The organism is Paenibacillus xanthanilyticus (genome assembly GCF_042682185.1).
Lineage (GTDB): Bacteria > Bacillota > Bacilli > Paenibacillales > Paenibacillaceae > Paenibacillus_Z > Paenibacillus_Z xanthanilyticus.
Window position 1 is genome coordinate 3,668,358 of the sequence record NZ_JBHUHA010000001.1, and the last position, 21,829, is coordinate 3,690,186.

General features: G+C 61.6%; 19 protein-coding genes. 4 read left to right on the forward strand and 15 right to left on the reverse strand.

Annotated elements, in window-relative coordinates:
* Nucleotides 1–182: 182 nt before the first annotated feature.
* The 6 genes from ACFSKT_RS15750 to ACFSKT_RS15775 form a co-directional block, all read right to left on the reverse strand.
* Nucleotides 183–614 (reverse strand): ribosomal maturation YjgA family protein, encoded by a 432-nt coding sequence (locus tag ACFSKT_RS15750; RefSeq protein ID WP_377721926.1) that lies wholly within the window; start codon nucleotides 612–614, stop codon nucleotides 183–185.
* The gene (locus tag ACFSKT_RS15755; protein WP_377721997.1) at nucleotides 611–2,257 is read right to left on the reverse strand and encodes a family 10 glycosylhydrolase; all 1,647 of its coding nucleotides are present in this window, start codon (nucleotides 2,255–2,257) and stop codon (nucleotides 611–613) included. The genes ACFSKT_RS15750 and ACFSKT_RS15755 overlap by 4 nt, the downstream gene beginning before the upstream one ends.
* A 196-nt stretch (nucleotides 2,258–2,453) precedes the next feature.
* Nucleotides 2,454–4,325, reverse strand: coding sequence for an LTA synthase family protein (locus ACFSKT_RS15760; protein ID WP_377721927.1), 1,872 nt, complete (start codon nucleotides 4,323–4,325; stop codon nucleotides 2,454–2,456).
* Nucleotides 4,326–4,753: 428 nt separating this feature from the next.
* Nucleotides 4,754–6,817: a methyl-accepting chemotaxis protein gene (locus tag ACFSKT_RS15765; protein ID WP_377721928.1), complete on the reverse strand. Its 2,064-nt coding sequence runs from the start codon at nucleotides 6,815–6,817 to the stop codon at nucleotides 4,754–4,756.
* Nucleotides 6,818–7,074: 257 nt separating this feature from the next.
* Entirely contained in the window at nucleotides 7,075–7,701 is a 627-nt protein-coding gene (locus tag ACFSKT_RS15770) for an FMN-dependent NADH-azoreductase (protein ID WP_377721929.1), read from the reverse strand.
* 290 nt (nucleotides 7,702–7,991) lie between these two features.
* Nucleotides 7,992–8,180: a hypothetical protein gene (locus ACFSKT_RS15775; RefSeq protein WP_377721930.1), complete on the reverse strand. Its 189-nt coding sequence runs from the start codon at nucleotides 8,178–8,180 to the stop codon at nucleotides 7,992–7,994.
* Nucleotides 8,181–8,372: 192 nt separating this feature from the next.
* Here ACFSKT_RS15775 and ACFSKT_RS15780 point away from each other — a divergent pair, with 192 nt between their 5' ends.
* Nucleotides 8,373–8,972, forward strand: coding sequence for a GyrI-like domain-containing protein (locus ACFSKT_RS15780; RefSeq protein WP_377721931.1), 600 nt, complete (start codon nucleotides 8,373–8,375; stop codon nucleotides 8,970–8,972).
* Nucleotides 8,973–9,167: 195 nt separating this feature from the next.
* Here ACFSKT_RS15780 and ACFSKT_RS15785 read toward each other — a convergent pair whose 3' ends face one another.
* From ACFSKT_RS15785 to ACFSKT_RS15810, 6 genes are read right to left on the reverse strand one after another with little or no spacing between them, the layout of a single operon-like run.
* Complete coding sequence (locus ACFSKT_RS15785) at nucleotides 9,168–10,178, reverse strand: BadF/BadG/BcrA/BcrD ATPase family protein (RefSeq protein WP_377721932.1); 1,011 nt, start codon at nucleotides 10,176–10,178, stop codon at nucleotides 9,168–9,170.
* 5 nt (nucleotides 10,179–10,183) lie between these two features.
* On the reverse strand, nucleotides 10,184–11,704 hold the full coding sequence (locus tag ACFSKT_RS15790; protein WP_377721933.1) for an arylsulfatase: 1,521 nt from the start codon (nucleotides 11,702–11,704) through the stop codon (nucleotides 10,184–10,186).
* Nucleotides 11,704–12,522 (reverse strand): carbohydrate ABC transporter permease, encoded by an 819-nt coding sequence (locus ACFSKT_RS15795; protein WP_377721934.1) that lies wholly within the window; start codon nucleotides 12,520–12,522, stop codon nucleotides 11,704–11,706. The genes ACFSKT_RS15790 and ACFSKT_RS15795 overlap by 1 nt, the downstream gene beginning before the upstream one ends.
* An 18-nt stretch (nucleotides 12,523–12,540) precedes the next feature.
* A complete protein-coding gene (locus ACFSKT_RS15800; RefSeq protein ID WP_377721935.1) occupies nucleotides 12,541–13,488 on the reverse strand; it encodes a carbohydrate ABC transporter permease in 948 nt (315 codons plus the stop codon).
* 20 nt (nucleotides 13,489–13,508) lie between these two features.
* Complete coding sequence (locus ACFSKT_RS15805) at nucleotides 13,509–14,852, reverse strand: ABC transporter substrate-binding protein (RefSeq protein ID WP_377721936.1); 1,344 nt, start codon at nucleotides 14,850–14,852, stop codon at nucleotides 13,509–13,511.
* 18 nt (nucleotides 14,853–14,870) lie between these two features.
* Nucleotides 14,871–15,749 carry a MurR/RpiR family transcriptional regulator gene (locus ACFSKT_RS15810; RefSeq protein WP_377721937.1) on the reverse strand — a complete coding sequence of 293 codons (879 nt, stop codon included), beginning with the start codon at nucleotides 15,747–15,749 and terminating at the stop codon, nucleotides 14,871–14,873.
* 338 nt (nucleotides 15,750–16,087) lie between these two features.
* On the opposite strand from ACFSKT_RS15810, the gene ACFSKT_RS15815 reads away from it, so the two are divergent.
* Complete coding sequence (locus tag ACFSKT_RS15815) at nucleotides 16,088–16,465, forward strand: hypothetical protein (protein WP_377721938.1); 378 nt, start codon at nucleotides 16,088–16,090, stop codon at nucleotides 16,463–16,465.
* A gap of 120 nt (nucleotides 16,466–16,585) precedes the next feature.
* Here the strand turns inward: ACFSKT_RS15815 and ACFSKT_RS15820 are convergent, their stop codons facing one another.
* Complete coding sequence (locus ACFSKT_RS15820) at nucleotides 16,586–17,449, reverse strand: VOC family protein (protein ID WP_377721939.1); 864 nt, start codon at nucleotides 17,447–17,449, stop codon at nucleotides 16,586–16,588.
* Nucleotides 17,450–17,679: 230 nt separating this feature from the next.
* Here ACFSKT_RS15820 and ACFSKT_RS15825 point away from each other — a divergent pair, with 230 nt between their 5' ends.
* Nucleotides 17,680–18,015, forward strand: a complete 336-nt coding sequence (locus ACFSKT_RS15825) for a hypothetical protein (protein ID WP_377721940.1) — start codon at nucleotides 17,680–17,682, stop codon at nucleotides 18,013–18,015.
* 183 nt (nucleotides 18,016–18,198) lie between these two features.
* Nucleotides 18,199–18,705 (forward strand): SRPBCC family protein, encoded by a 507-nt coding sequence (locus ACFSKT_RS15830; RefSeq protein WP_377721941.1) that lies wholly within the window; start codon nucleotides 18,199–18,201, stop codon nucleotides 18,703–18,705.
* Nucleotides 18,706–18,864: 159 nt separating this feature from the next.
* Here the strand turns inward: ACFSKT_RS15830 and ACFSKT_RS15835 are convergent, their stop codons facing one another.
* Entirely contained in the window at nucleotides 18,865–20,964 is a 2,100-nt protein-coding gene (locus tag ACFSKT_RS15835; protein ID WP_377721942.1) for a LuxR C-terminal-related transcriptional regulator, read from the reverse strand.
* Nucleotides 20,965–21,375: 411 nt separating this feature from the next.
* A complete protein-coding gene (locus tag ACFSKT_RS15840; RefSeq protein ID WP_377721943.1) occupies nucleotides 21,376–21,828 on the reverse strand; it encodes a GNAT family N-acetyltransferase in 453 nt (150 codons plus the stop codon).
* Nucleotide 21,829: the final 1 nt, after the last annotated feature.

Genomic DNA, 21,829 nt, shown 5'->3' on the forward strand with positions numbered 1-21,829 from the left:
ATTACACGTCAATTACACGTCAATTACACGCCAAAAGCGCAGAAGGCATGGCCCCATCCGGGACCATGCCTTCTGCTTCATCTCCCGCGTCTCGCGCGGATTAATAGTTCAGCTTCCACAGGGCTGCCGTGGCGGCTCCTTCGACAAAGCGGCTCTTCTCCGCTGCATGCTCTATCGCGAAGTCACGCCCGCCATCGCTTCGCCAGCCAATCGACGCCCGCGGCGGCCGCGATTCCGGCCGCATACCGGAGCAGATCGACGGCCAAGAAGCCCCGGCCCAGCACGAGTGCGCCCACTGTCGTCTCCCGCGCCGCGTTGAGCCACGGCGCTTGGTAGAGCTGGCTGAATTCGATCGCGGCCGCGACAACCGCGCTCGCCGCTGCCGCGAAAGCAGCCGGCTTGCGCGCAAACACCGTGCGGAAGCCGACATACACCATCGCCGCCCACAACGCATCCCCGGCATGCGACGCGACGAACGGCGGCAGCGCGTCCGCGAAGCGCTGCGAGGCGAGGCCGAGCAGCATGACGGCGATTACAGCCGCGGCGTAACCGAGGCGCAGCCTCATGCCGCTAGCCCGTCGTGCGGTTGCGGCGTTGTCGGGGCGCGCTTTCATGACGCCAATCCGTAATACTGCCGCAGCGCTTCGATCAGGCCGAGCGGGTTCTTGCGCAGGTCCTTCGCGCTGAAGAACAGGTTGCCCTTCACTTCCGCGTACTTGGCGCTATAGCGCAGCTGGTCGATGATCTCCTGCGCGCTCTGCCAGCCTGCTTCTTTCCCGCCGACCTTATGGCCCGCGTGGCCGATGTACAAGTCGACGCCCGTGCCGCGCACCTCCTGCGCCCACCAGTCGACCAGCTTGCCGTAAGGCGCCGCGCTCGTGGCGAAGCTCCAATAGATTTGCGGCACCACGTAATCGATCCAGCCCTGCTTGATCCAGGTCCGCACGTCGGCGTTCATGCTGTCGTACGCGGTGACGCTCGCCTTCGTATCCGAGCCGCTCGCGTCGACCGCCTTGTTGCGCCATACGCCGAACGGGCTGATGCCGAAGCGCGCGGCGGGCTTCGCCGCATGAACCGCTTCGTCCAGCTGCCGGACGAAGGCGTCGATATTCGCCCGGCGCCAGTCGCCCTTGTTCCGGATGCCGTCCGGATTATACTGCGCGAAAGCCGCATCGTCGCCGAACGCGCCGCTCGAGGGATAGAAATAATCGTCGAGATGGACGCCGTCGACGTCGTAGCCCTTCACCACTTCGGTGATCGCGTCGATAATATGCTGCCTTGCCTCCGGGATGCCCGGGTTGACGTACAGGATGCCGCCCGAATTCACGATCCACTCCGGATGCAGCTTCGCGACGTGGTTATCCGCCAAGTTGTCCAGCTTCGCGTTCACGCTCGCCCGGAACGGATTGAACCAAGCGTGAAATTCCATGCCCCGCTTGTGCGTCTCTTCGATCATGAACGCCAGCGGGTCATACGCCGGGTCCGTACCCTGCTTGCCGCTCAGCGCTTCCGACCAAGGGGCGAGCGCCGAAGGATAGAGCGCGTCTCCGGCCGGACGCACCTGCACGAACACCGCGTTCATGCCCATTCCCTGCAGCTCGCCGAGCAGCGCGACGAATTCCTGCTTTTGCTGCTCCGCCTTGCCCGCGGACGCCTTGGTCGGCCAATCCAAATTATAGACGGTCGATATCCATGCGCCGCGCAGCCCGTTCTTCCCATCGGTCCCCGCTCCCGAACCCGGCGTCGCCACCGGTCCGCCGTCTTGGCCCGTTCCCGGGTCCGTCCCCGGCTCAGAGCCGCCGTCTCCCCCTGAATTCCCCGACGCCCCGCTCTGCAGCGCGATCGTCCTGTCAGCGGCGTTCCATACAACCGTCAGCCCCAGCTGCTCGCCGACGAAGCGAAGCGGCACCATAATCCGGCCCCCGCGCGCCTGCACGCTCGCGCCCAGCACCACCTCCGAGCCGTTGACGATCGCGATCTTGGCGCCGCTCGCCATCGTGATGACGGACGGTCCATCGACGATCGTCACCGTCTTCGCCTTGCCGTCCCAGCTGACGTCCGCGCCCATGCCGCGGCTGATCACCGCCAGCGGTACCATGGTGACGTTCGCCTTCGGCACCACGTACGGCGCGACGTCCGACGCCAGCTCCTCCCCATCCATGAAGATGCGGATGACGTCCGCCGCTTCCACCGTCTTCGGCTCGCCCGCACCGCCCGCCAGCCCGACGAGCATCGCGGCCAGCAGCAGCCATTTCATTCGTTGCCACGCTTTCACCTGTTCATCTCTCCCATGCTTGTTTCGTTCCCATGATCCGTCGATAGTTAGACGACGCGGGGCTTGCGTTTGTTGCTGTTCGAGGAAATATGTTCCACCTGTTCCACCTGCGCAAAGACAAAGAAGCCCGGGCACGCCGCCCGGGCTTCTCGTGAAACGCATATGGAATAATGGCTGTTTACTCTTGAACGCCTTCCCGCAGGGGCAGGTGCTCCACGAAGCTGTCAGACAAATGCAGCAGCGCAAGCGCTCGGTCGGACTCTTCCTTCGTCGCGACGCCCGTCTTGACGCTGTTATCCCGTACATCATAGGCGGTGCCGTCGTCGAACGAGATGCCCGGCAGGAACATCGCCTTGTCGTTGATGAACGTGCCCGTTGGCAGGAAATGCCGCATCGGGACAAGATTCGATTGCGTGTTCAGCAAATCTTGGCCGAAGTGAATCTGCTGATTCAGCGAGACGCCCAGCAGGTTGGCCGCGGTCGGCAAAATATCGATCAGCCCGCCGGTCATGCCCACCTTGGACGGCGAGGTGACGCCCGGCGCATGGAGAATGAACGGAACGCTGAACATGTCCGTGTAGCCGTATTCCCGGCCCATCACTTCCTGCATGAGCTCCTTCTCCTTGCCGTCCAGCGCGTACAGCGACACGCCCTGATGGTCGCCGTAGAACATGACGACGCTGTTCTCCCACAGCCCGCTCGTCTTCAGGTCGTCGATGAACTTGCCGATCGCCCAGTCGGCGTAGTTCTGCGAACGGATGTAGTCGCCGACGAGCGTGCCCTCGAACCGCTCCGGCAGCTGCATCTTGTACTTCTCTTCCGGCAGATGGAACGGATGATGGGCGCTCATCGAGATGACCATCGCATAGAACGGCTTCTCCGCCGCGTCCATCTCGATCAGCTTCGGCATCGTCTTCTCGAAGAACACCTCGTCGGACGCGCCGAAGGCGATGTGGTCCTGGTCGCCGTAGAAAGCTTTGTCGTAGAAGGTCCCCCAGCCGAGCGCCGGGTACAGCTCCGTCCGGTTCCAGAACGACACGTCGTTCGTGTGGAACGTCGCCGTATCGTAGCCGCTGGCCGTCAGCAGCTTCGGCAGGCTCGGCAGCTCGTGCTTCACGTAATCCTCGGTCGCCGCGCCGTGCTTCGGAATATACAGCGACGTGTTCGTCACGAATTCCGCGTCCGACGTCGTCCCTTGGCCGACCATCGTGTAGAAATTGTCGTAGTGCGCGTTCTCTCTAGCCAGCTTGCTCAAGTTCGGCATCACTTCCTGACCGTCGATCTTCAGGTCGATCAGGAAATCTTGCACCGATTCCATCTGGACGATGATCAGGTTCTTGCCCTTGGCCGCTCCGAAATGCGCGGGAGCCAAGGACTTCGAGGCGCCCTTCAGCTCGTCGATCCGCGCCTGCGTGATCTCGTTCATCGGCGCGGGCTCCTCGTCGGCGGTCGTGTCCGCGAAGATCGTGTACACCTCGTAGTTGAGAATGCCCATTTCTTCGGCCTGCTTGTTCTCGTTCATGCTCGCGCGGTTCGGCCACACGTTGAAGATGCACAGGACGACCGATAGCACGAACATGACGCCGAGAACCGGCTTCGCGACGGGCTTGACGGTGAACGGTTTGTTCGAACGGGCCGAATTGCGCCGAATCCAGTACAGCACGGCGCCGAGCACGATGATATCGACAAATATGAGCAGGTAGTACGGGTCCATTAGCGAATAGGTGCTGTCGCCGACCTGGGTAACCTTGCCCGCTTGCGTAATGGCGTGATAGGTGACGATGATGCCGTAATATTTGTAATACATGAGGACGGTGAAATAGAGAAGGGTAAACAAGAGATTCGCCAACGTATAGTAGAGCAGCTTTCGTTTCTTGGCGAACCATTCGATCAAGCAAAAGACGATCCAGAAGAACGGAATTTCCGTCCACAGCGTCAGCCACGACGGGCCATCCTCGAATACGACAAACCAGGCAAGCGCCCCTTTTAACACGAGAATCAGCGTAAATAACAGAATCCGCCGATTGCCGAGTCGCATCAGTTGCGGCATTGCAAACCTTCCTTTCCATTCGGGAACGACGAAAAAAGGCCGACAGGCTCGTCTCCGCCTTCCCATGTGTTCTTTGCATGCGATCGATTCAATTCCGATAAGATCAAGGTCTTGCTTCCTTCGCTTCTCTCATCTCTTCATATATTCACTGAACCTAAGAGACGTTCCCGCGAACGTGAAAAATAGTACACAAACTCAACATAACCTCAACCTTACTCCCGTTCATTTTGAAAGTCAAGGCGGCGCAAATAATTGTCATAAATTAGAATTAGACACATTGTCTAGCAGTCGAAACAACTGCGCCATCCTTGCGGCGACGCGCGTAATCCGACAAGATGATGGGCAAGTCTGCCCTTACGAACGCATGTATGAAAATAGGCAAAAAAAGCCCGACCGCCCCAATCGGGACGGCCGAGCCGATGCCGGCATCACTCCGGCGCATAGGTGGAAAGCTTGAAGCTCTGGACGGATTCCATCAGTTCCCCCGCCATCTTGGCAAGCATCGCGGACGCCGCCGCCACCTCTTCCATCGACGCGTTCTGCTGCTGCGCCGACGACGCGACGGTATGCGTGCCGTCCGCCGATTCGCGCGCGATCTCGGAGACGCCGGCGATCGAGCCCGCCAGCTCGTCCATCTGCGCGGTGACGGCGCGAATGCCGTCTCTGGCCTCGCGCATCCGCGAGGACAGCTGCTCGACCGCCTCGCGGATGCCCTGGAACGTGGCGCCCGTCTGGCCGACGCGATTGATCCCCTCGGCCAGGGCCGCGCTCCCGCCCGCTACGGCGTCGACCGCATTCTTCGTATCGCGCTGGATATCCGTAATAATACCGCGGATCTGCTCGGCCGCCACCGTCGACTCCTCCGCCAGCTTGCGGACCTCGTCCGCCACGACCGCGAACTCCCGCCCGTGCTCTCCCGCCCTTGCCGCTTCGATCGCCGCGTTGAGCGCAAGCAGGTGCGTCTGCCCGGAGATGGTCGTAATGAGCGCGACGATGCGGTCGATCTCCTTCGACTTGCTGCCGAGCGTCTGCATGATCGCCGCCATCCCCTGGATCCGCTCGTCGATGACGTTCATCTGATCGACGGCCGATCGGACGACCTCGCTGCCGCTGACCGCTTCCTCCCGCGAACGAAGCGACGACTCGCTTGCCGCTTCGACGCTGTCCGCCAGATCGCGCACCGAGGCCGATACCTGGGCCGCGATGCCCGCCCCGTGCGCGGTCATCTCGACCTGGCGGGTCGCCCCTTCGGCGATGAGCGAGATGGAGTTGGCGATTTGCTCGGTCGCGCGGCTCGTCTGCTCGGCGCTCGCGGTCAGCTGCTCCGAGGTCGAGGCCACGGTGTGCGCGTTCTGTACGACGCCGGAGAGCGTGCCCTCGAGCGAATCCATGGTCCGGTTGAAGTTGTCCGCCATCTGGCCGAATTCGTCTTCCGAATTCTTTTTGATCCGATACGTGAAGTCGCCTTCGGCAAGCGCTCTCGACAGCCGCATCACGCTGCCCGCCGCTCTGGCGATCGAGCGGCCGAAGAAGTACACCGACGCGGCCAGCACGAGGATCGCCAGCGCGCTGATGAGGTACATTTTCCGCTTTAAATCGTTGATGGGGGCTAGCCATTCGTTATCCGGCACGACGAGCGCGAGCGACCATCCCAGCTCGGGAAAGCGCTGGTAGAACGCTTGATTATGGCCTTTCTCGTCCTTGAAACCGGCAATCCCCGATTCGCCCGCGAGCATCGCTTGGCCCAGCGCCGCCAGGGAAGCATCCGTCTCGTCCTGTACCTTCACCTTCATCGGCTTGGTTGCATCGGGATGACCGAGATACGTGCCGTTCTTGTCGATCAGGAACGCCCAGCCCGACTTGCCGACGACCATTTTGCTGATATAGGCTTGCAGACTGTTCAGGCTAATATCCCCCGTCACGACGCCGAGCGGCTTCTTCTTCTCGTCGCGCATCGGTATGCTGAACGTAATGAGCGTCGATTTCGTCGCCTCGTCATAGTAGGGGTCGGTGATGACAGCGGCTTGGTCCGAATGGATCGCATCCTTGTACCACGCCTGGTTGTGGAAATTGTATGACGGATCGTTATAGGCATCCGTAAACGTCGCTTTGCCGCCTTCCTTGAAGCCGTACACCGATTCGTATTTGGTCTCGGGATCATAGGCGTAGGGTTCATAAAAGACACCGATGCCAAATGTATCTTTGTTGACGGTCAGGCTGCCTTCAATGATCGCCTGCAGCTCGTCTTTGGAACGATAAGGGTTCGTCTCGATCGTGCGGGCGAACGACTGCGCGATTTTGCCGTGCGCGTTCAAATTGATGTTCATCTGGTTGATGACCCGGTTCAGGCCGTTATCCATCCCCCGCTCGAGCTCGACGTACAGAGCGTCGCGCTGCTGCTTGTTGGAATAGAGCACGAGCCCCAGCAGCGTCAGCAGCACAATAGGCAGCATCGTCGCCAGCATTCTTGCATTAATGCTTCTAAATCGCATCGCAAGTCCCTCATTCTTCATCCGTCATGGCAGACCTGGCGATTGCAGGTCAGGCACCTACATTGTGGCCGGAAAGCGGGCAAAACATGCGCCAATGACCCTCCGTGTCGGAGCAGCAGCAGACCCCTCCTCGCGTACACATTCGATTCGAGTGCGAGCGCACGAACGTTAGTCCGTTTCAACATAAAAATAGACCGGCGATCGCTCGCCGGCCCTTCTCTTGCTTCGTATATATGGCGGTCTTCCGCCCATAGCTATTAGAACGATTGCGCTGCGCTTGCCGCGCGCTTCAGACCGTCCTCGACGATCGCCGCGGATTGATCCGGGGAAGCGTTGTGGCCTTCCACGATGACGGACGTGATGTCGGTGATGCCGAAGAAGCCGAGCAGCGTCGTGACGAGCTTCGCGGACATTTCCACAGCAGCTGCCGGACCTTCGGAGTAAACGCCGCCACGCGCGTTAAGCACCGCGACTTTTTTGCCGCTCAGCAGGCCGACAGGGCCGTTCGCCGTGTAGCTGAACGTTTTGCCTGCTTGGCACAGGTAGTCGAAGTACGTGTGCAGCACGGCCGGAATCGTGAAGTTCCAGAGCGGGAACGCGAACACGACTTTGTCCGCTTCGATGAATTGGTTCAGGTAGCGGTTGACGTACGCCGCGATTTCGACTTCTTCCGGCGACAGCTCGAGGCCGCGGCCCGCTTTGAACATCGCGTTGATACGGGTAGCATCGTAGTAAGGGAGATTTTCCGCGAACAGATCCAGCTCCGTAACTTGGTCTTCCGGATGGGATTCTTTGTACGAAGCCAGGAAAGCGTCGTACAGTTTCACGCTCACCGCTTGGTCGGCGGGGCGGTTATTTGCTTTGACGAAAAGAACGTTTGCCATGAATGATTCCTCCTGTAAGGTCGCTTTTAGTGGTTTCTTCTACCTAAGCAGATATTGAATTAGTATCGATTAAACTTTTACAACCAGCTAACTAATAGTTAGTATATTGTCTTAGTAGCGTATTGTCAAGACGAAATCACGCTGGATGCGCGGCCAGTTCTTATCCTCCCCAGGCTTGTCCGTTTGAGTCCCTCGTCTGATCGAGAAATCGCAAAAAACCAGAAGGCGCGAACAATCGCGAGCCATCCGGTTTTTTTCGCGGACTATTTGCCGAGCCGCCTCAGCTCCGGTCATCCTTCCTCTGCGTCCGCTCCGATCAAGTATCGTTTCAAGCTCGCGCTGTGCAGCAGTCCGATCAGCGCCGCATCGAACAGCAGCGCGCCTTCGATCGGGGTGATCGAGCCGTCGATCGCCGCGAAGAACGCCCATACCAGCAGCAGGACCAAATTCAAGGTGATGTACTCGCTCAACCTTCTCATGGCCGTATACCGCTCCCCCTTTGGCATCGTGCATCTAGTTAACCATATGTACAATGACCGGATAAGGTTCATGACTGCCGCATTTTCGCGCAATCGATTCCGATAAGAAACGACAAGTCTCATTCGCCCGTTGCTGTATACTAAAGGGTATGGATAGGATTTCCAACCCACGAAGAGAGGCGTGAATACGAAATGAGTAACGGAGCCGAGCATGCGAATCACCGAACGAAAGATACGGAAACGGAGGGCTATCGGCCAGATCGTCTGCCGCAGACGTTGCGGTTGATCCAAAGGGCCGGTACGGTAGAAGCCTCCTTCCGGTTCGGCAGCGGCGCGGTCCCAGACACGGTCGTACCGCGCGGCGGCTTCCGGGCGGTCGGTCTTCGCTGGGAAGGTACATTCGCCGAGGCGGGCCAAGGGGCGATCCGCCCGCTTCAGGCGCAGATGATCGCGCGGATCGGCGAGGTGTCCGACGCGATCGAGGCGGACACGCTCGTCTGCGTATCGTTCACCCGCGAAGGCGGCTTCGTTCATTATATCGCCGTGCAAGTCCGCGAAGACGCCCCCGTGCCCGAGGGCATGCATGACTTCTCGCTCGAAACGGCGAACTATCTTTATTGCCGCAAGGGCGAGACCGACGCCGTCGAAGACGTCTATGCGCACGCGTTCTCGCTGATGGGCGAGCGCGGATTCGCTCATGACCGGGGCATCCACGTCGAGCTGCACTCGCGCGGCTGGCTGGCGGACCGACCTTACGCCATGGATATTTATTTGCCCGTCGTTCCGCTGTAGCATGGCTTTCGACGCTGGATGCCTGGGCAGATGCCTCCAAGGCAGGGCGATTGTTCATTTTATATGGAGCGGCGCGTCGTCTTAGTACGCGACACGCGCAGTATAACATCGGACTGAGCGGAAGACGGCAAACGGCAGCGGCGAACGATAACGTTCGCGGCTGCCGCCTCTCCTTGCCATAAGCCAAAGACATTCTTACCTGCCGACACCCTCTCGGGACCAAAAGCTTCCTACCCGCTCCCGCCATCCCTCATCCAGGCGAGCGCCGCACGCGAGCAGGCCCAGCGAATAAGCACCCGTCACGGGCGGCAGCGTTAGCCGGCTCGTGCGCAGCGCGGGCAGCGCCCGGCGCAGCTTGACCTCCGTTAACGCCGCGAACCAGTCGCTGCCGAATAGTCCCCCGGACAAGATGATCGGATCGCCGGGCGACAGCCCGCCGAGGCGGCCAAGCTGGCACGATACGCCTCGGGCCAGCTGCGCAAGCTCTTCCGCAGCCGCTTCGGCAATCGCGCGCGCGACAGGATCGCCCTCGCGGGCGGCCAGCAAGGCAGGTACCGCGAGCGAAGCGATATCCTTCCGTACGCCGGCACGCTCGTAGTACAGCTCGATGAACGATGTCGGGGAGGCGAGGCTCAGATGCCGCAGCAGCATCGGCGTCAGCGCGGTCGCTTCGCCTCGTCCGTCATGCGCGCGCATGACCGCGCCCAGCGCGCGGCGGCCGATGTCGTAGCCGCTGCCCTCGTCGCCCAGCACGTGACCCCATCCGCCCGACCGCGCCTCCGCGCCGTCCGCCGTTCTGCCCCAGGCCACCGACCCGGTGCCCGCGATAAGCGCGATGCCCGCTCCGCCTCCGCCGCCCGCGGCCAGGACGTTCTCGACATCCGGATAGACGCGAATAATCGCGCCCTCGCCCGCATGCGCCCGGAGCAGGCGGGCGATCCGTTCCCGGTCGCGCGGCTGGACGACGCCGCCCAGACCTGCCGCGATCACGGCGACTTGGTCCGGCTGCGCGCCGGCCAGCCCGAGCGCCTGGCGGATGAGAGAGCCGAACGTCGCCGCTACCTGCGGCCAGGGCCGGGATTTGACGTTGCCCGCATCGCCCTGGCACGCCGCCAGCAGATTGCCCTGCGCATCCCCGATCACGCAATGCGTCTTCGTGCCTCCGCCGTCCAGGCCAATAATGTACGCTGGCCGTTCCTCGCCCATGGCGTTTACTCGCCTTTCGCCGGCGGACCGGCGTCCTTCCGCGTCCAGCTTGCCCAATCGAACGCGGCCCGCCGCCGCCGCGCCTCGTAATGCGGCGACGCCAAGTACGGCTTGCCCGCTTGGCAGACCAGCTCGTCGCCGTCCGTCAGACCGGCGTCGCGCGCCGAGAGCTTGCGGACGAGCCGGCCGCGCCAGCGCAGCAGCTCCCCCCGCCACTCCGGCTTGGCGGCCAGATCCTCCGATTCCGACAGATCGCCCCGCAGATCGAACAGCTGCTCCGTCCCCAGCCGCGGGAACCAAATATATTTGAACGCCCCATCGGTCATATACTGCATCTCCTGCTCTTCCGAATAACAAGTCGAATGCTCGCCGTGGATATAGCCGCGCTCGGCCAAACCGGAGGCGTCGCCCCGCAGCGCGCCGCCAAGGCTCAAGCCGTCGACCCCCGGCGGTATCGGCACGCCCGCCGCTTCCAGCAGCGTCGGCAGGATATCCTGCAGCACGACCGGCGCTTCGACGACGGCCGGCGCATCGGCGGGTCGCCCGCCGGGCACCTTCACGATCAGCGGGATGCGGGCCGAGCCTTCATAGGCGTACGTTTTGCGCCACAGATGATGGTCGCCGAGCATGTCGCCGTGGTCGGAGACGAACACAATGAGCGCCGAGTCGAACAGCTTCTCCTTCTTCAGCCGCTCGAACAGCCGGCCGAGCTGATGGTCGATATGCGTGATCGACCCGTAGTAGCCAGCGCGCGCCTGCCGGATATCGGCCTCCCGCTTCACGCCGCGCCACGCATCGGGCCGCAGCGCCTCCGCCAGATCGTCGTGCCGATCGTCCCAGTCGCCGCGATACGGCGCGGGCAGCTTCTCTTCTTGGCGCAGATACCGATCATAATACGGCTGCGGCGCATCATAAGGCGAATGCGGACGCGCGAACGACACCTTCAAGAAGAACGGCCGTGACGGATCGCGCCGGCCCAAGAACCGGATCGCCTCGTTCACGGTCCAGGTGCTCGGATGCATCCACTCCGGCGCGTGGTAGGGCCTCGCCATCCAGGAATTCCAGCCGATGCCGTGATCGACGATGTCGTAACGTCCGCCGCTCTGCTGCCGGAACCAGGCTCTGTAATCGGAGACGAAGCCCGGGTCCTCCTCGCGCCCCGATTCATCGAGCACCGTCTCGTGGAACCCGTTCAGCGCGCGCTGCGGATAGAAATGCATTTTGCCCACGCCCGCCGCGTGATAGCCCGCCTTCGCGAGCTCGCCCGGCAGCGTATGTTCGAAGCCGACGCCCATCGGCCCTTGCCCGGCACCCATCCCGAGAATGCCCGTGTGCCACGGCTCCATCCCGGTCATCAGCGCGGCCCGCGCGGGCACGCACGAAGGCGACGGCGTGTAAGCATGCGCGAACCGGGTCCCGACGGAGGCCAAGTAATCCAAATTCGGCGTCTCGATCACGTCGTTGCCGTAGCAGCCGAGCGCGTCGGCCCGGTGCTGGTCGGTCATAATCAGAATGATATTGGTCATCAGCTCTTCATCCCCGTCAGGGCGATCCCCTGAATAAAATAGCGCTGCAGCGCGGCAAACAATACGATGAGCGGCAGTACCGCCATGCAGGCGGCCGCCATCATCAACGGATAATCGGTCGAGAATTCACCCACGAAGCTGGCGACGGCGAGCGAGAGCGTGCGCATCTCGTCCGAGCTCGTCATGACGAGCGGATTGAGGAAATCGTTCCACGCCGCCATGACGACGAAGATCGAGAGCGACAGCAGCCCCGGCGCGGACAACGGCAAGTACACGCGCGCATAGATGCGCGGGAACGACGCGCCGTCCACTCTCGCCGCTTCCCCCAGCTCTGCCGGGATCGAGAGAAAGAACTGCCGCAGCAGGAAAATGCCGAAGGCGCTTGCCAGTCCCGGCACGGTCAGCGCGTAGTACGTGTCCAGCCAATGCAGCTCCTTTACAAGCAGGAAGGTCGGGATAAGCGAAATTTGGTGGGGCAGCATCATGACCGAGAGCAGCAGCAGGAACAGCGCGTTACGGCCCGGGAACCGCATCGTCGCGAACGCGAACGCCGCCATCGAGCAGAAGAGCAGCTGCCCGGCCGTCTTGACGACCGTCAGCAGCAGCGTGTTGCCGAAATAACGGAGAAAATCCGTCTCCTCGAACACTTTGGCGTAATTGCCGAACTGCCAGGCGGCCGGAATGAGCGTCGGCGGCGCCTGCATCGATTCGGCGAACGTCTTCAGCGAGGTAAGGACCATCCATAGGAAGGGCAGTGCCATCAGCAGCGCGCCCGCGGCCAATACCGCGTGGATCAGCAGCCGGTACAATCGGTTCATCGTCTTTCTCTCCTTTCATTAGTAGTGAACCCACCGCTTCTGCAGCTTCAGCTGCACGATCGTAAGCAGCAGAATGACGACGAACAACACGACCGCCTGCGCCGACGCCGCGCCCATGCGGAACAGGACGAAGCCTTCCTCGTAGACGTTGAACACGACGCTTCGCGCGGAGCTGAGCAGCGCCGGATTGCCGCCGGTCATGACGAAGACGAGGTCGAACAGCTGCAGCGACGAGATGACCGCGGTCGTCACGACGAAGAACAAGCTCGGCGACAGCAGCGGCAGCGTAATGCGGAAGAACGCGTACAGCTTGCCCGCGCCGTCGATCGAGGCTGCCTCGTAGAAGCTTTGCGGGATACCCTGCAGGCCGGCGAGCAGAATGATCATATGATGGCCGATCGCCGACCAGATGCCGACGATCATGATCGAGATCAGCGTGTAGCGGCTGTCCGACAGCCAATTCGGCTGGGGCAGATGCAGGAACCCGAGCACCGCGTTGATCGGCCCATACTCGGAGTTATACAGCCACTTCCAGATCAAGCCGACCGCCGTCGACATCGTCACCACCGGGATGAAGTAGACCGTCCGGTAGAATGCCTGCCCCTTCAGTCCTGCGTTGAGCAGCACGGCGGCCAGCGTCGCCAGCGCGGCCGATACCGGCACGACGACGAGCGCATACAGGAACGTGTGCAGCCCCGCCTTGCCGAAATTCGTATCCGCCAGCAGCGCGGCGTAATTGTCCCCTCCCGCGAAGCGGATGGCGGACAGACCGTCCCAATCCGTGAACGAGATCGCCAGCGACGCCGCGGCCGGCAGCAGGTGGAACACGCCCAGCACGACGAAAGCCGGCAGCACGAATGCGTACGCCCACCACATCTCCACCGTTCTGCCGCGCCGCGTCCGTCTTTCGGTTCGTGGCGCGGCTTCCGGCGCCGCCACGGGCGCCGGTGCCTGGATTTCCCTCATCGCGATGGCCTCCTCCGTCGTTATTCCTTCGCCAAAATGTCGTTCATCCGGCTGGCCGCCTTGGCCGCCGCGTCCGGGATCGACTGCTTGCCGAGCAAGCCGTTCGTGATTTCCTCAATAATGGCGTTCTGCCATTCCGCCGTATTCTTCGACACCGGATACGGGCCGGTATGCTCGAGCGACTTCACGAACGCATTCATGTCGAGCGTAGGGATGGACTGCATCCACAGCGGGACCGCCTCCTTGTATGCCGGGAAATTGACCGCGTTCTTGGCCAGAAGCTCCGCGCCCGGCGCGCCGGTCAGTACTTTCAGGAACGCCCATGCTTCCTGCTGATGCTCGGACTTGCTATTAATGACCCAGCTGGAGCCGTGCACGAGGAAGCCCGCTTGCTTGCCCGCCGGCAGCGGCGCCACGCCCAGCTTGTCGCCGAGCATCCCATGCAGCGTGCTCGCGTCGTACGAGCCGCCCGGCACCATTGCCGCCTTGCCCGAGCCGAATAGCTGGACCGGGGCGGTCTCCAGCTGCTGCTGGGCGCTCGGGGAAATACCTTCGTCGATGAGGTTCTTCATGAACTGCAATGCGGCGACGCTCTCCGGCGCATCGAGACCGGACTTCTTGCCATCCTCGCTAATCACCGAGCCGCCCGCTTGATAGATGAGCGGGTAGACGCCCGACTGGTTGTCGTTGGCCGCGATGTACCCGTACGTGCCTTGACTCTTGTCGGTTAGCTTGGCGGCGTTCGCCCGGAGCGTCTCCCACGTCCACGTCTCATCCGGATACGGCACCTTCGCCGCGTCGAACAGCGCCTTGTTGTAGAACAGGCCGATCGAGCCCAAGTAGTACGGCAAGCCGTATTGATGGCCTTCATATTGATACAGCTTCGTGATGCCATCCGGGTAAACCGACGTATCCAGCGCGTCCTGTTCGACCAGCGGCTGCAGATCGGTCAGCAGCTGGAGCGAAGCGAACTTGTTGAAGTTCGGCCCGTTCATCATGAACAGGTCCGGACCGCTGCCGCCGATGAGGGCGGTCTGCAGCTTGGTGTAGTATTCTTTGACCGGCGTCACCGTCAGCTTGAAGTCCGCCTCCGGGTGATCCTTCTTGTAGATGTCGAACGTCTGCTGCACCGTCTCCTTCAGCTTCTCGTCCCAGACCGCCACCTGCAGCGTGAACGGCTCGGCTTTGGCCGCCGCGTCCTGTGCCGCCGGCGCCTCGTTCGCCTTCGCTTCGCCGGCCGCCGTCTCCTCCGCCTGATTCGTCCCGCCGTTCGACGAGCCGTTCGAAGCGCAGCCCGCGAGCGTCAGCGCTGCCGCCAGTCCCGCCAGAGCGGCCTTTGCCTGCCATTTTCGTTCCATTGCCATTCTCGTTCTCTCCCCACGTTAAATGTTGAATTCCTCTTCGCCGCGCGCATACCGTACCGCCGCCTTCGTTCGCTCCAGCGTATCCAGACTGTCCGCGTATTGGCGGGTGACGAGCCCCACATACAGCATGTCGACCACGTTCAACTGGGCGATGCGCGACGCCATGGCCCCGTTGCGGAAATTTTGCTCCAGCGAGCTCGTATACAGCGCCACGTCCGCCTCTCCGGCGATCGGGCTATCGCCGATCTGCGTAATCGCGATCACCTTCGCGCCATGCCGCTTGGCCACCTGCATCGCACGCAGCACCGAGCCGGTCGCCCCGGAATACGAGATCGCGAGCACGACGTCCGCGGACGTCAGATTCGCGGCGATGATCGCCTGCGAATCGCCGCTGTAGCCCGGCTCGCACCACAGCCCCAGCCGCAGCGCCTTCTGCCGGAAATCGTCGGCGACGACGGAGGACGATTCCACCCCGAAGAGCGCGATCTTCCGCGCTTCGCCCAGCAGCCCGACCGCTTGCTCGACCGCATCCTCGGACAGCACGGCGAGCGTATCGCGGATCGACTTGACGTTGTTGTTCGAGATCGACTCCATCATCGCGCCGATCGGACTGCCGACCGGGAACTGCCGGTATTCTTCGCCGCGCTCCCGCTCCCCGGCCAAATCCGCGGCGATCGCCAGCTTGAGCGCCTTGAAGCCCTCGTACTTCAGCGACTGCGCCAGCCGCACGACGGTCGCCTCGCTGACACCCGCCGCCGCGGCCAGCTTTTGCACGGACAGCTTGATGGCTTCCTCCGGATGCGCGAGAATGTGTCGCGCGATTCGCTCCTCCGCCTGGGTCAGGCTTTGCGCCGCTTCCCGAATGCGTACCAGACCGCCTTTTAGCACCGCCGCCATTCCCTTCTTCGCTAAAATTTTGTTTCAACGTTTTTCTTTTTTGATGAAGAAATGTTTCATTTCGGCCATAAAAAAAGACCCTCATCTCCGCAAGCGCTTGGCGCATGCGGGGAAAGAGGGCCTCTAGTTGGTCTAGTCGGCTGCTATCGTTGGAACAATTGAGCTTATCTTAAAACGCTTATTCACAGCTGTCAAGTAGGATTTAAAATCAGTCGGCCTGCCTGCCTATGTACGCCTGCACAATTTCGCAATGAAAAAGACCGAATATGCACAAATCCGTTCCCTACGAAATATGATATAGTAAATGTAAGCCTTTTCAATAGAGAGGAGCAATGGCTATGGGACGTAACGTGCTGTTCGGCCAACATGAATTGACGCTCCAGTTAACCGGCTTGAACCGGCTGCTTGCCATCAAATCGAAAGTCGTCATTCCGTATGAAACGGTGCAACATGTGTACGTGGATTACTTCGACGCGCCGAAATGGATGCTGCGCATGCCCGGAACGTCCATCGCCGGCCTCCATCTGTATGAAGGCAGCTTCAAATTCGCCAATCAGTGGTACTTCCTCTCCTTCGGCTCGCGCACGCCGCTCGTTCAGCTCGTACTGGCGGGGCACGAGAAATACCGACACGTTATTTTCCAAATGGACGACCCGGCGCGAATCGCCACGGACATCCGCCGGCAGCTGCGCCAGGCGGCCGAAGCGTCGCTCTAACATAGAACGCGAAGAGAGCAGGCCCTGGGGTCTGCTCTCTTCCGTCTGTTTATGTCTCCGCCATGCGATTAGCGATAAGGCATTGACCGCCACGAGCAGCGTAAATAAGCCTCCGAGTATTTAGTTGGCGACCAGCCGCATCGTAATCCCCGACGAATCGGTCGCGAACGAAGCGTCATCCCGCGATTCGACCGCGACGCCCGCTTCGCGCAGCCGCGCGGTTACCCGCTCCAGCTCATCCGCCCCGCTCAGCACGACCGTGAAATACGCCAGGCCGACCGCGTTCGCCGGTGCCGGCGGCGCGCCTTGACCCGCCCATAGATTCAGTCCGATGTGATGATGGTAGCCGCCTGCCGCAATGAACAAGGCGCCCATCTGCCGCCAGCCGTCCGTCGCGATGTCGAAGCCGACGGTATCGCAATAATAGGCTTTGGCCGCGGCGAGATCGCCGACGTGGAAGTGGACATGCCCGATGACCGTGCCTGCAGGCAGCCCTTCCCATTCGCGGCCCTCGGCCTCCTGCAGCAAGCCGTCCCAATCGATCGGGTCGGACGCCATCTTCACCTGTCCGTTCGCCTCGCGCGGCCACTCGTTACGGGGACGGTCCCGGTAGATCTCGATGCCGTTGTTGTCCGGATCGGCGATATAGAGCGCTTCGCTGACGAGATGGTCCGCCTGGCCGATATGGATGCCGGAGGCGACCAGATTGCGCAGCGCCTGGCCGAGCGCCTGGCGCGTCGGCAGCAAGATCGCAAAATGATACAGCCCGCTCGCCGAACGCCGAGGCAGGACAACGGCATCCCGAATCTCCTCCAAAACAAGAAGCGGCGCGCTTCCATCCACGCCTAGGCTTGCCATATTGCCCTCGCTCGTCAGCAGCTTCAGCCCGACGACCTCTTCATAGAAGCGAATCGAACGCGTCAAGTCGCTCACCTTCAATTTAACCTCGCCAAGCTTAAGATCCGGATGCAAAACCGTGCTCATAAGAGTCACAACCTTATCGTTATATTATTCAACTCAGTAAGTTACTATATGTAAGTTATTTTATAGTTATAACCTCATATCGTCAAGTAAGCTAGAACGACAGCTCATAGGATAAGCTCGTCCTGGGCATGATGGAACGAGCCGCATTTGGGGTAACATGGAAATAAGAGCACTTACCTGCACATCTGATGCGCCTGCAAACACCATTACCGATATATGGAGGGATAACCATGAGCAGTATCGACACGTTGTCCGATTGGCTGGAAGATCATAAATTCAAGCCGCTGCTGATTCAGAAGGAGGAGCAGGGTGACCTGGACCGCGTCATGATTCACCTGACCGGCGTGGATTATCGCCCGCAGCAAGAGGGGGACGACGATTATACGAACAGCAGCTCCCTGCTGCTGCGCGGCGAAGGCGTCGTCCTGACCGATGCCGAACAAAGTCCGCTCCCGGGCGGCGTCTTCGAAATTCCGCTCGAAGGGTTGAAGAAGGTCGAGACCGACGGTCCGCGCGCCCTGCTCCAAACCGAGCGCGGCGTGTACCATATCATAGAGAACCCATGAAGCAGGCACGACCGCGCGAACATGAGCGGCCGCAGTCATCGAATGACCGCTGCCGCTTTTTTTTTAAGTTGAGCCTCACATAGTATTCCTTGACAGGAATATTCCTGGAGAGGTATTCTTCTAAGTGTATTCGTTAGATGCATCCAAGTCGACTCTCTCCATTCCCGTTAAGGAGGCCGTTCCATGTCCGCCCATTCAGCGTCATCGCAAGAGCTCGTCATTACCCGCACGTTCGCCGCGCCCCGCGAGCTTGTCTTCCGCGCTTTCTCCGAGGCGGAGCATTTGCTCCGGTGGTGGGGCCCCGAAGGCTTCGACATCCAGGTCGCTTCCTTCGCTTTTCGTCCCGGCGGCGTCTTCCACTACAGCCAGCAGGCGCCCGGCGGCGAGCTGATGTGGTGCAAGCTCGCCTATCGCGAAATTTCGCCGTTCGACCGGCTCGTCTTCGTCAATTCCTTCTCCGATGCGGAAGGCGGCCTTGCGCGCGCGCCGTTCCTTGCGAGCTGGCCGCTCGAGATCGCCAACACGATCACGTTCGAAGAGGAGAACGGCCAGACGAGCATGACGATGCGCAGCGCGCCCGTCCAGCCGACGGCGGAGGAAGCCGCCGAGTTCGAGGCTTCGCGGGAGATGGCCAGAGAAGGCTTCTCGGCGACGTTCGAGCGGCTCGCGGCTTATTTGGCCGCGCGTTAACTTGCCGGACGAACCCCTCGCCTCGGGGCGACACGGCTTGCGCCGTCATTTGCGTATGGGAACGAATAACCCGGTATCGTCTCTCGGACGATACCGGGTTATTTTGGATACGCGTCCCCGCTTCTATACCTCGCTCGGCTTCGCGACGCGACCCATCGGTCATCTTTGCAGCACCGATCGGATCAGTTGAGCGCGGTTCTTCACGCCCGCCTTCGCGTAGGCCGAGCTCAGATGCTTCTTGACCGTAATCTCGCTTACGAACATGCGCGCCGCGATCTCGGCGTTCGAGCAATCCTCCAGCACGAGCCGCGCCGCCTCCCGTTCCCGTTCCGTCAGCCCGAACGCTTCGAGCCGGCGTTCCAGATCGTCCGGCGAGCCCGCCTTGCGGCCCGCGCCATGTGGATATTCGCCTTCCCCCGCCCGCAGCTCTACGCCGATCCGGCGCAGCATCTCGGCCAGAAACCGCTCCAGCCCTTCCCCGCGCGTATCGAGCACGAACGTCGGTGTCGGCGTCTTCCCGTCATAGGCGCAATGTGCAACATGCGGGAGCAGCTCAAAGCCGAGCCCTAGGTGGGACTGCCGGAACATCGCAAGCGGAGGAGGCGACGTCACGAACAATTTGCCCGCGCACATGAGCCCATGCATTCGGGTTACAGCTTCTGCGACCAGAACGGGATCGTTCCAATCCAGAATATCGATGCTCTTGATGAACCAGCCCGCCGGCTCCGGCCCCGTCACGTCCAGCGCCCTTCTCGCTTCCGGCGTCAGATGGCGGAAATACGGACCGGCGAACGCATCCTGCTCCAAGTAGGCCAGCGTGCGCGATTCAATCGGAATGATGGCCGACACCCCGCATACGTCGCCTGCCGGCGTCCTCAACAATAAGACGCCGTCCGAACCAAGCGCCAGCAGCTCCTCCAAGTTCAGGCCCGCGATCGTATACAGCATCTCTTCCCGGGTCAGATGCACCTCCAGCAGCGCGCCGGTCTCAGGGTCGATCCCCCGCCGGTGTACCGGCGCGGCTTCCGCCCGCCGCCGCTCGAGGTAACGGAGTCCCACCTCCAGGGTCTCGGCGGTCAGCGGCTCCCACGCGCAGCTCTCCGTTCGCGGCACATTCAACGACGCCCGGATCGTCTCATCCCCGATATAGTAGAACAGCTCGCCGACCTCCGCGGCCACGTCACGCTTCCGGTAGTCGTCGCGAATGACTTCCGCGTAGTATGACACGCAGCGCGTCCGCAGCTTCCGGTATTTCCCGGGGAACCGCTCTCGCAATTGACCGCGGGTCGACTCTCGCATCAAATCATGCAAGCGCCAGCCTTTCACGGACTTCCGCACGAAGGAAAGCTCCGTCAACCGGTTAAACGCCGCATCGTCCACGTCCTGCTCCGTGACGAACGCCAGCAGCTCCTGATTGAAAAGCCGCATCAGCGAAGCCGCTTCCACCAGCGTCCGCAGCCCGTCGTCCGGCACCTCCTTCAACCACAAGGAAGCCAGCTCCGCGGACCAGCCGGACTGCTCGATCGGACCTTCGGCGCCGAGCAGCGCGGACGAGACGGCGAGCGCGAGCGACAGCCCGTGACCTTGCGTCCGTTCCCACAAATATGCCGCCTGATCCGCGCTCGCGATGCCGCATCGGCGCGCGTAATCGAACACGTCCGCCCGCTCCAGGTGTCCGAGCGGCATCCATGAGGTGCGCTCCCGCCACGCCGGCGACAACAGCCACGGTCCTTTGAGCGGATAGCGTCCCGCCAGCACCACCAGAATGCCCGGGGAAAGCTTCCGCAGCCATTGATCCCGAAGCCACTCTTGCAGCAGGCCCATCTCCTCGAACGTATCGATCGCGATGATGACCCGGCGCTCCCTCGCCAGCTTGTTCAACCCGTCGACCGCGACGCGCAGCGCCGCTTCGTCGCCGCCGTCCGGCTCCTCCGACAGCCGCATCTGCTCGAGCAGCTTCCGGCAGAACGAGCCGCCCGTATGGACGAAATCCCGGCTATCCAGCAAATAGAAGGCCGCTCCTTGCCGCCTTGCCTGTCTGCGAAACGCATCCAGCAGGGTGCTTTTCCCGACGCCGCCGGTGCCGTATAGGCTCCACACCCGTTTCTCGTCGGATTCCCCGCGCAAATACCGTTCGAACCTGGCTCGCTCCTCTTGTCGGCCGACCAGGTAGGCTTCTTCCTTTTCCTCGAAGGCGACCTCCGCCACCCAGCCGGGCATGCCCGCCCCTTCTTCCCAGCGCATTCCGTCCACGTTCATACCGATCTCCCCCGCCAATCTTGCTTCCATTGCTGCCAACTTGGCCGATGTCTTCCAAGTATAACCCCATAATTATACCGAGGTATAGTACACAATGACCCTTCGCCATGGTAAGTTTAAGGCATCGAAACAACGTTGGCCCGGCGTTAGCAAGGCTTCCCCCGACAAGCGCGCTGCCTTCCCGCTTCGGCCGCGCTTGTCCCGCCCCCGCCTCGCGAAAGCGGGAGTCTCCCCCTCGCAAGCCCGAACAAATAAGAGCACCACTCCCTCCTCTTTCGGACGGGCTCCTGCCCGCTTATCGGGATGTACGACCAAGAAGACCGCTCCAGCCCGGGGCGGTCTTCTTATCTCCGGGCTGCAAATCCCCGGTCTAACGCACGCGGCTTGCCGTCAGACGGTCCATGCCGCCGGCTAGTCGAGCTGTCGGATAAACCCGGTCTTCGTCCCCTTCGTAAACCCGCACCCCTCGTAGAACCGGTGCACTTCCTCGCGCTTCGATCCCGTCAAGAGCATCACCTTATAGCAGCCCCGCTCCCGCGCATTCTCCACCGCCCGGTTCAACGCCAGACGGGCATACCCTCTCTGCCGGTAATCCCGATGGGTCACGACGTTCTCGATCAACGCATACGGCCTGCCGCCTCGCGTCAAATTCCGGATGACGGTCAGCACGCACGTCGACACCAGCTTGCCTTCGCTCTCCACCACGATGACGTCCATATTCCGATCCTCTTGGATCTCGCGCCACAGCTCGCCCAGCCAAGGCTCTCCGAGGATATCCGGGTCGTGCTCGTGCATATGCCGGTAAAGCGCCAACAGCTCCTCCAATTCGTCTTCCCGCACGCGCCGGACGATCGCCTCCGCCATC

Excerpts from the sequence above, each read along its gene's own strand:
- ACFSKT_RS15750 (WP_377721926.1), bottom strand. The coding sequence starts at position 614 with ATGAAAGCGCGCCCCGACAACGCCGCAACCGCACGACGGGCTAGCGGC.
- ACFSKT_RS15755 (WP_377721997.1), bottom strand. The coding sequence starts at position 2,257 with ATGAAATGGCTGCTGCTGGCCGCGATGCTCGTCGGGCTGGCGGGCGGT.
- ACFSKT_RS15760 (WP_377721927.1), bottom strand. The coding sequence starts at position 4,325 with ATGCCGCAACTGATGCGACTCGGCAATCGGCGGATTCTGTTATTTACG.
- ACFSKT_RS15765 (WP_377721928.1), bottom strand. The coding sequence starts at position 6,817 with ATGCGATTTAGAAGCATTAATGCAAGAATGCTGGCGACGATGCTGCCT.
- ACFSKT_RS15770 (WP_377721929.1), bottom strand. The coding sequence starts at position 7,701 with ATGGCAAACGTTCTTTTCGTCAAAGCAAATAACCGCCCCGCCGACCAA.
- ACFSKT_RS15775 (WP_377721930.1), bottom strand. The coding sequence starts at position 8,180 with ATGAGAAGGTTGAGCGAGTACATCACCTTGAATTTGGTCCTGCTGCTG.
- ACFSKT_RS15780 (WP_377721931.1), top strand. The coding sequence starts at position 8,373 with ATGAGTAACGGAGCCGAGCATGCGAATCACCGAACGAAAGATACGGAA.
- ACFSKT_RS15785 (WP_377721932.1), bottom strand. The coding sequence starts at position 10,178 with ATGGGCGAGGAACGGCCAGCGTACATTATTGGCCTGGACGGCGGAGGC.
- ACFSKT_RS15790 (WP_377721933.1), bottom strand. The coding sequence starts at position 11,704 with ATGACCAATATCATTCTGATTATGACCGACCAGCACCGGGCCGACGCG.
- ACFSKT_RS15795 (WP_377721934.1), bottom strand. The coding sequence starts at position 12,522 with ATGAACCGATTGTACCGGCTGCTGATCCACGCGGTATTGGCCGCGGGC.
- ACFSKT_RS15800 (WP_377721935.1), bottom strand. The coding sequence starts at position 13,488 with ATGAGGGAAATCCAGGCACCGGCGCCCGTGGCGGCGCCGGAAGCCGCG.
- ACFSKT_RS15805 (WP_377721936.1), bottom strand. The coding sequence starts at position 14,852 with ATGGCAATGGAACGAAAATGGCAGGCAAAGGCCGCTCTGGCGGGACTG.
- ACFSKT_RS15810 (WP_377721937.1), bottom strand. The coding sequence starts at position 15,749 with ATGGCGGCGGTGCTAAAAGGCGGTCTGGTACGCATTCGGGAAGCGGCG.
- ACFSKT_RS15815 (WP_377721938.1), top strand. The coding sequence starts at position 16,088 with ATGGGACGTAACGTGCTGTTCGGCCAACATGAATTGACGCTCCAGTTA.
- ACFSKT_RS15820 (WP_377721939.1), bottom strand. The coding sequence starts at position 17,449 with ATGAGCACGGTTTTGCATCCGGATCTTAAGCTTGGCGAGGTTAAATTG.
- ACFSKT_RS15825 (WP_377721940.1), top strand. The coding sequence starts at position 17,680 with ATGAGCAGTATCGACACGTTGTCCGATTGGCTGGAAGATCATAAATTC.
- ACFSKT_RS15830 (WP_377721941.1), top strand. The coding sequence starts at position 18,199 with ATGTCCGCCCATTCAGCGTCATCGCAAGAGCTCGTCATTACCCGCACG.
- ACFSKT_RS15835 (WP_377721942.1), bottom strand. The coding sequence starts at position 20,964 with ATGAACGTGGACGGAATGCGCTGGGAAGAAGGGGCGGGCATGCCCGGC.
- ACFSKT_RS15840 (WP_377721943.1), bottom strand. The coding sequence starts at position 21,828 with ATGGCGGAGGCGATCGTCCGGCGCGTGCGGGAAGACGAATTGGAGGAG.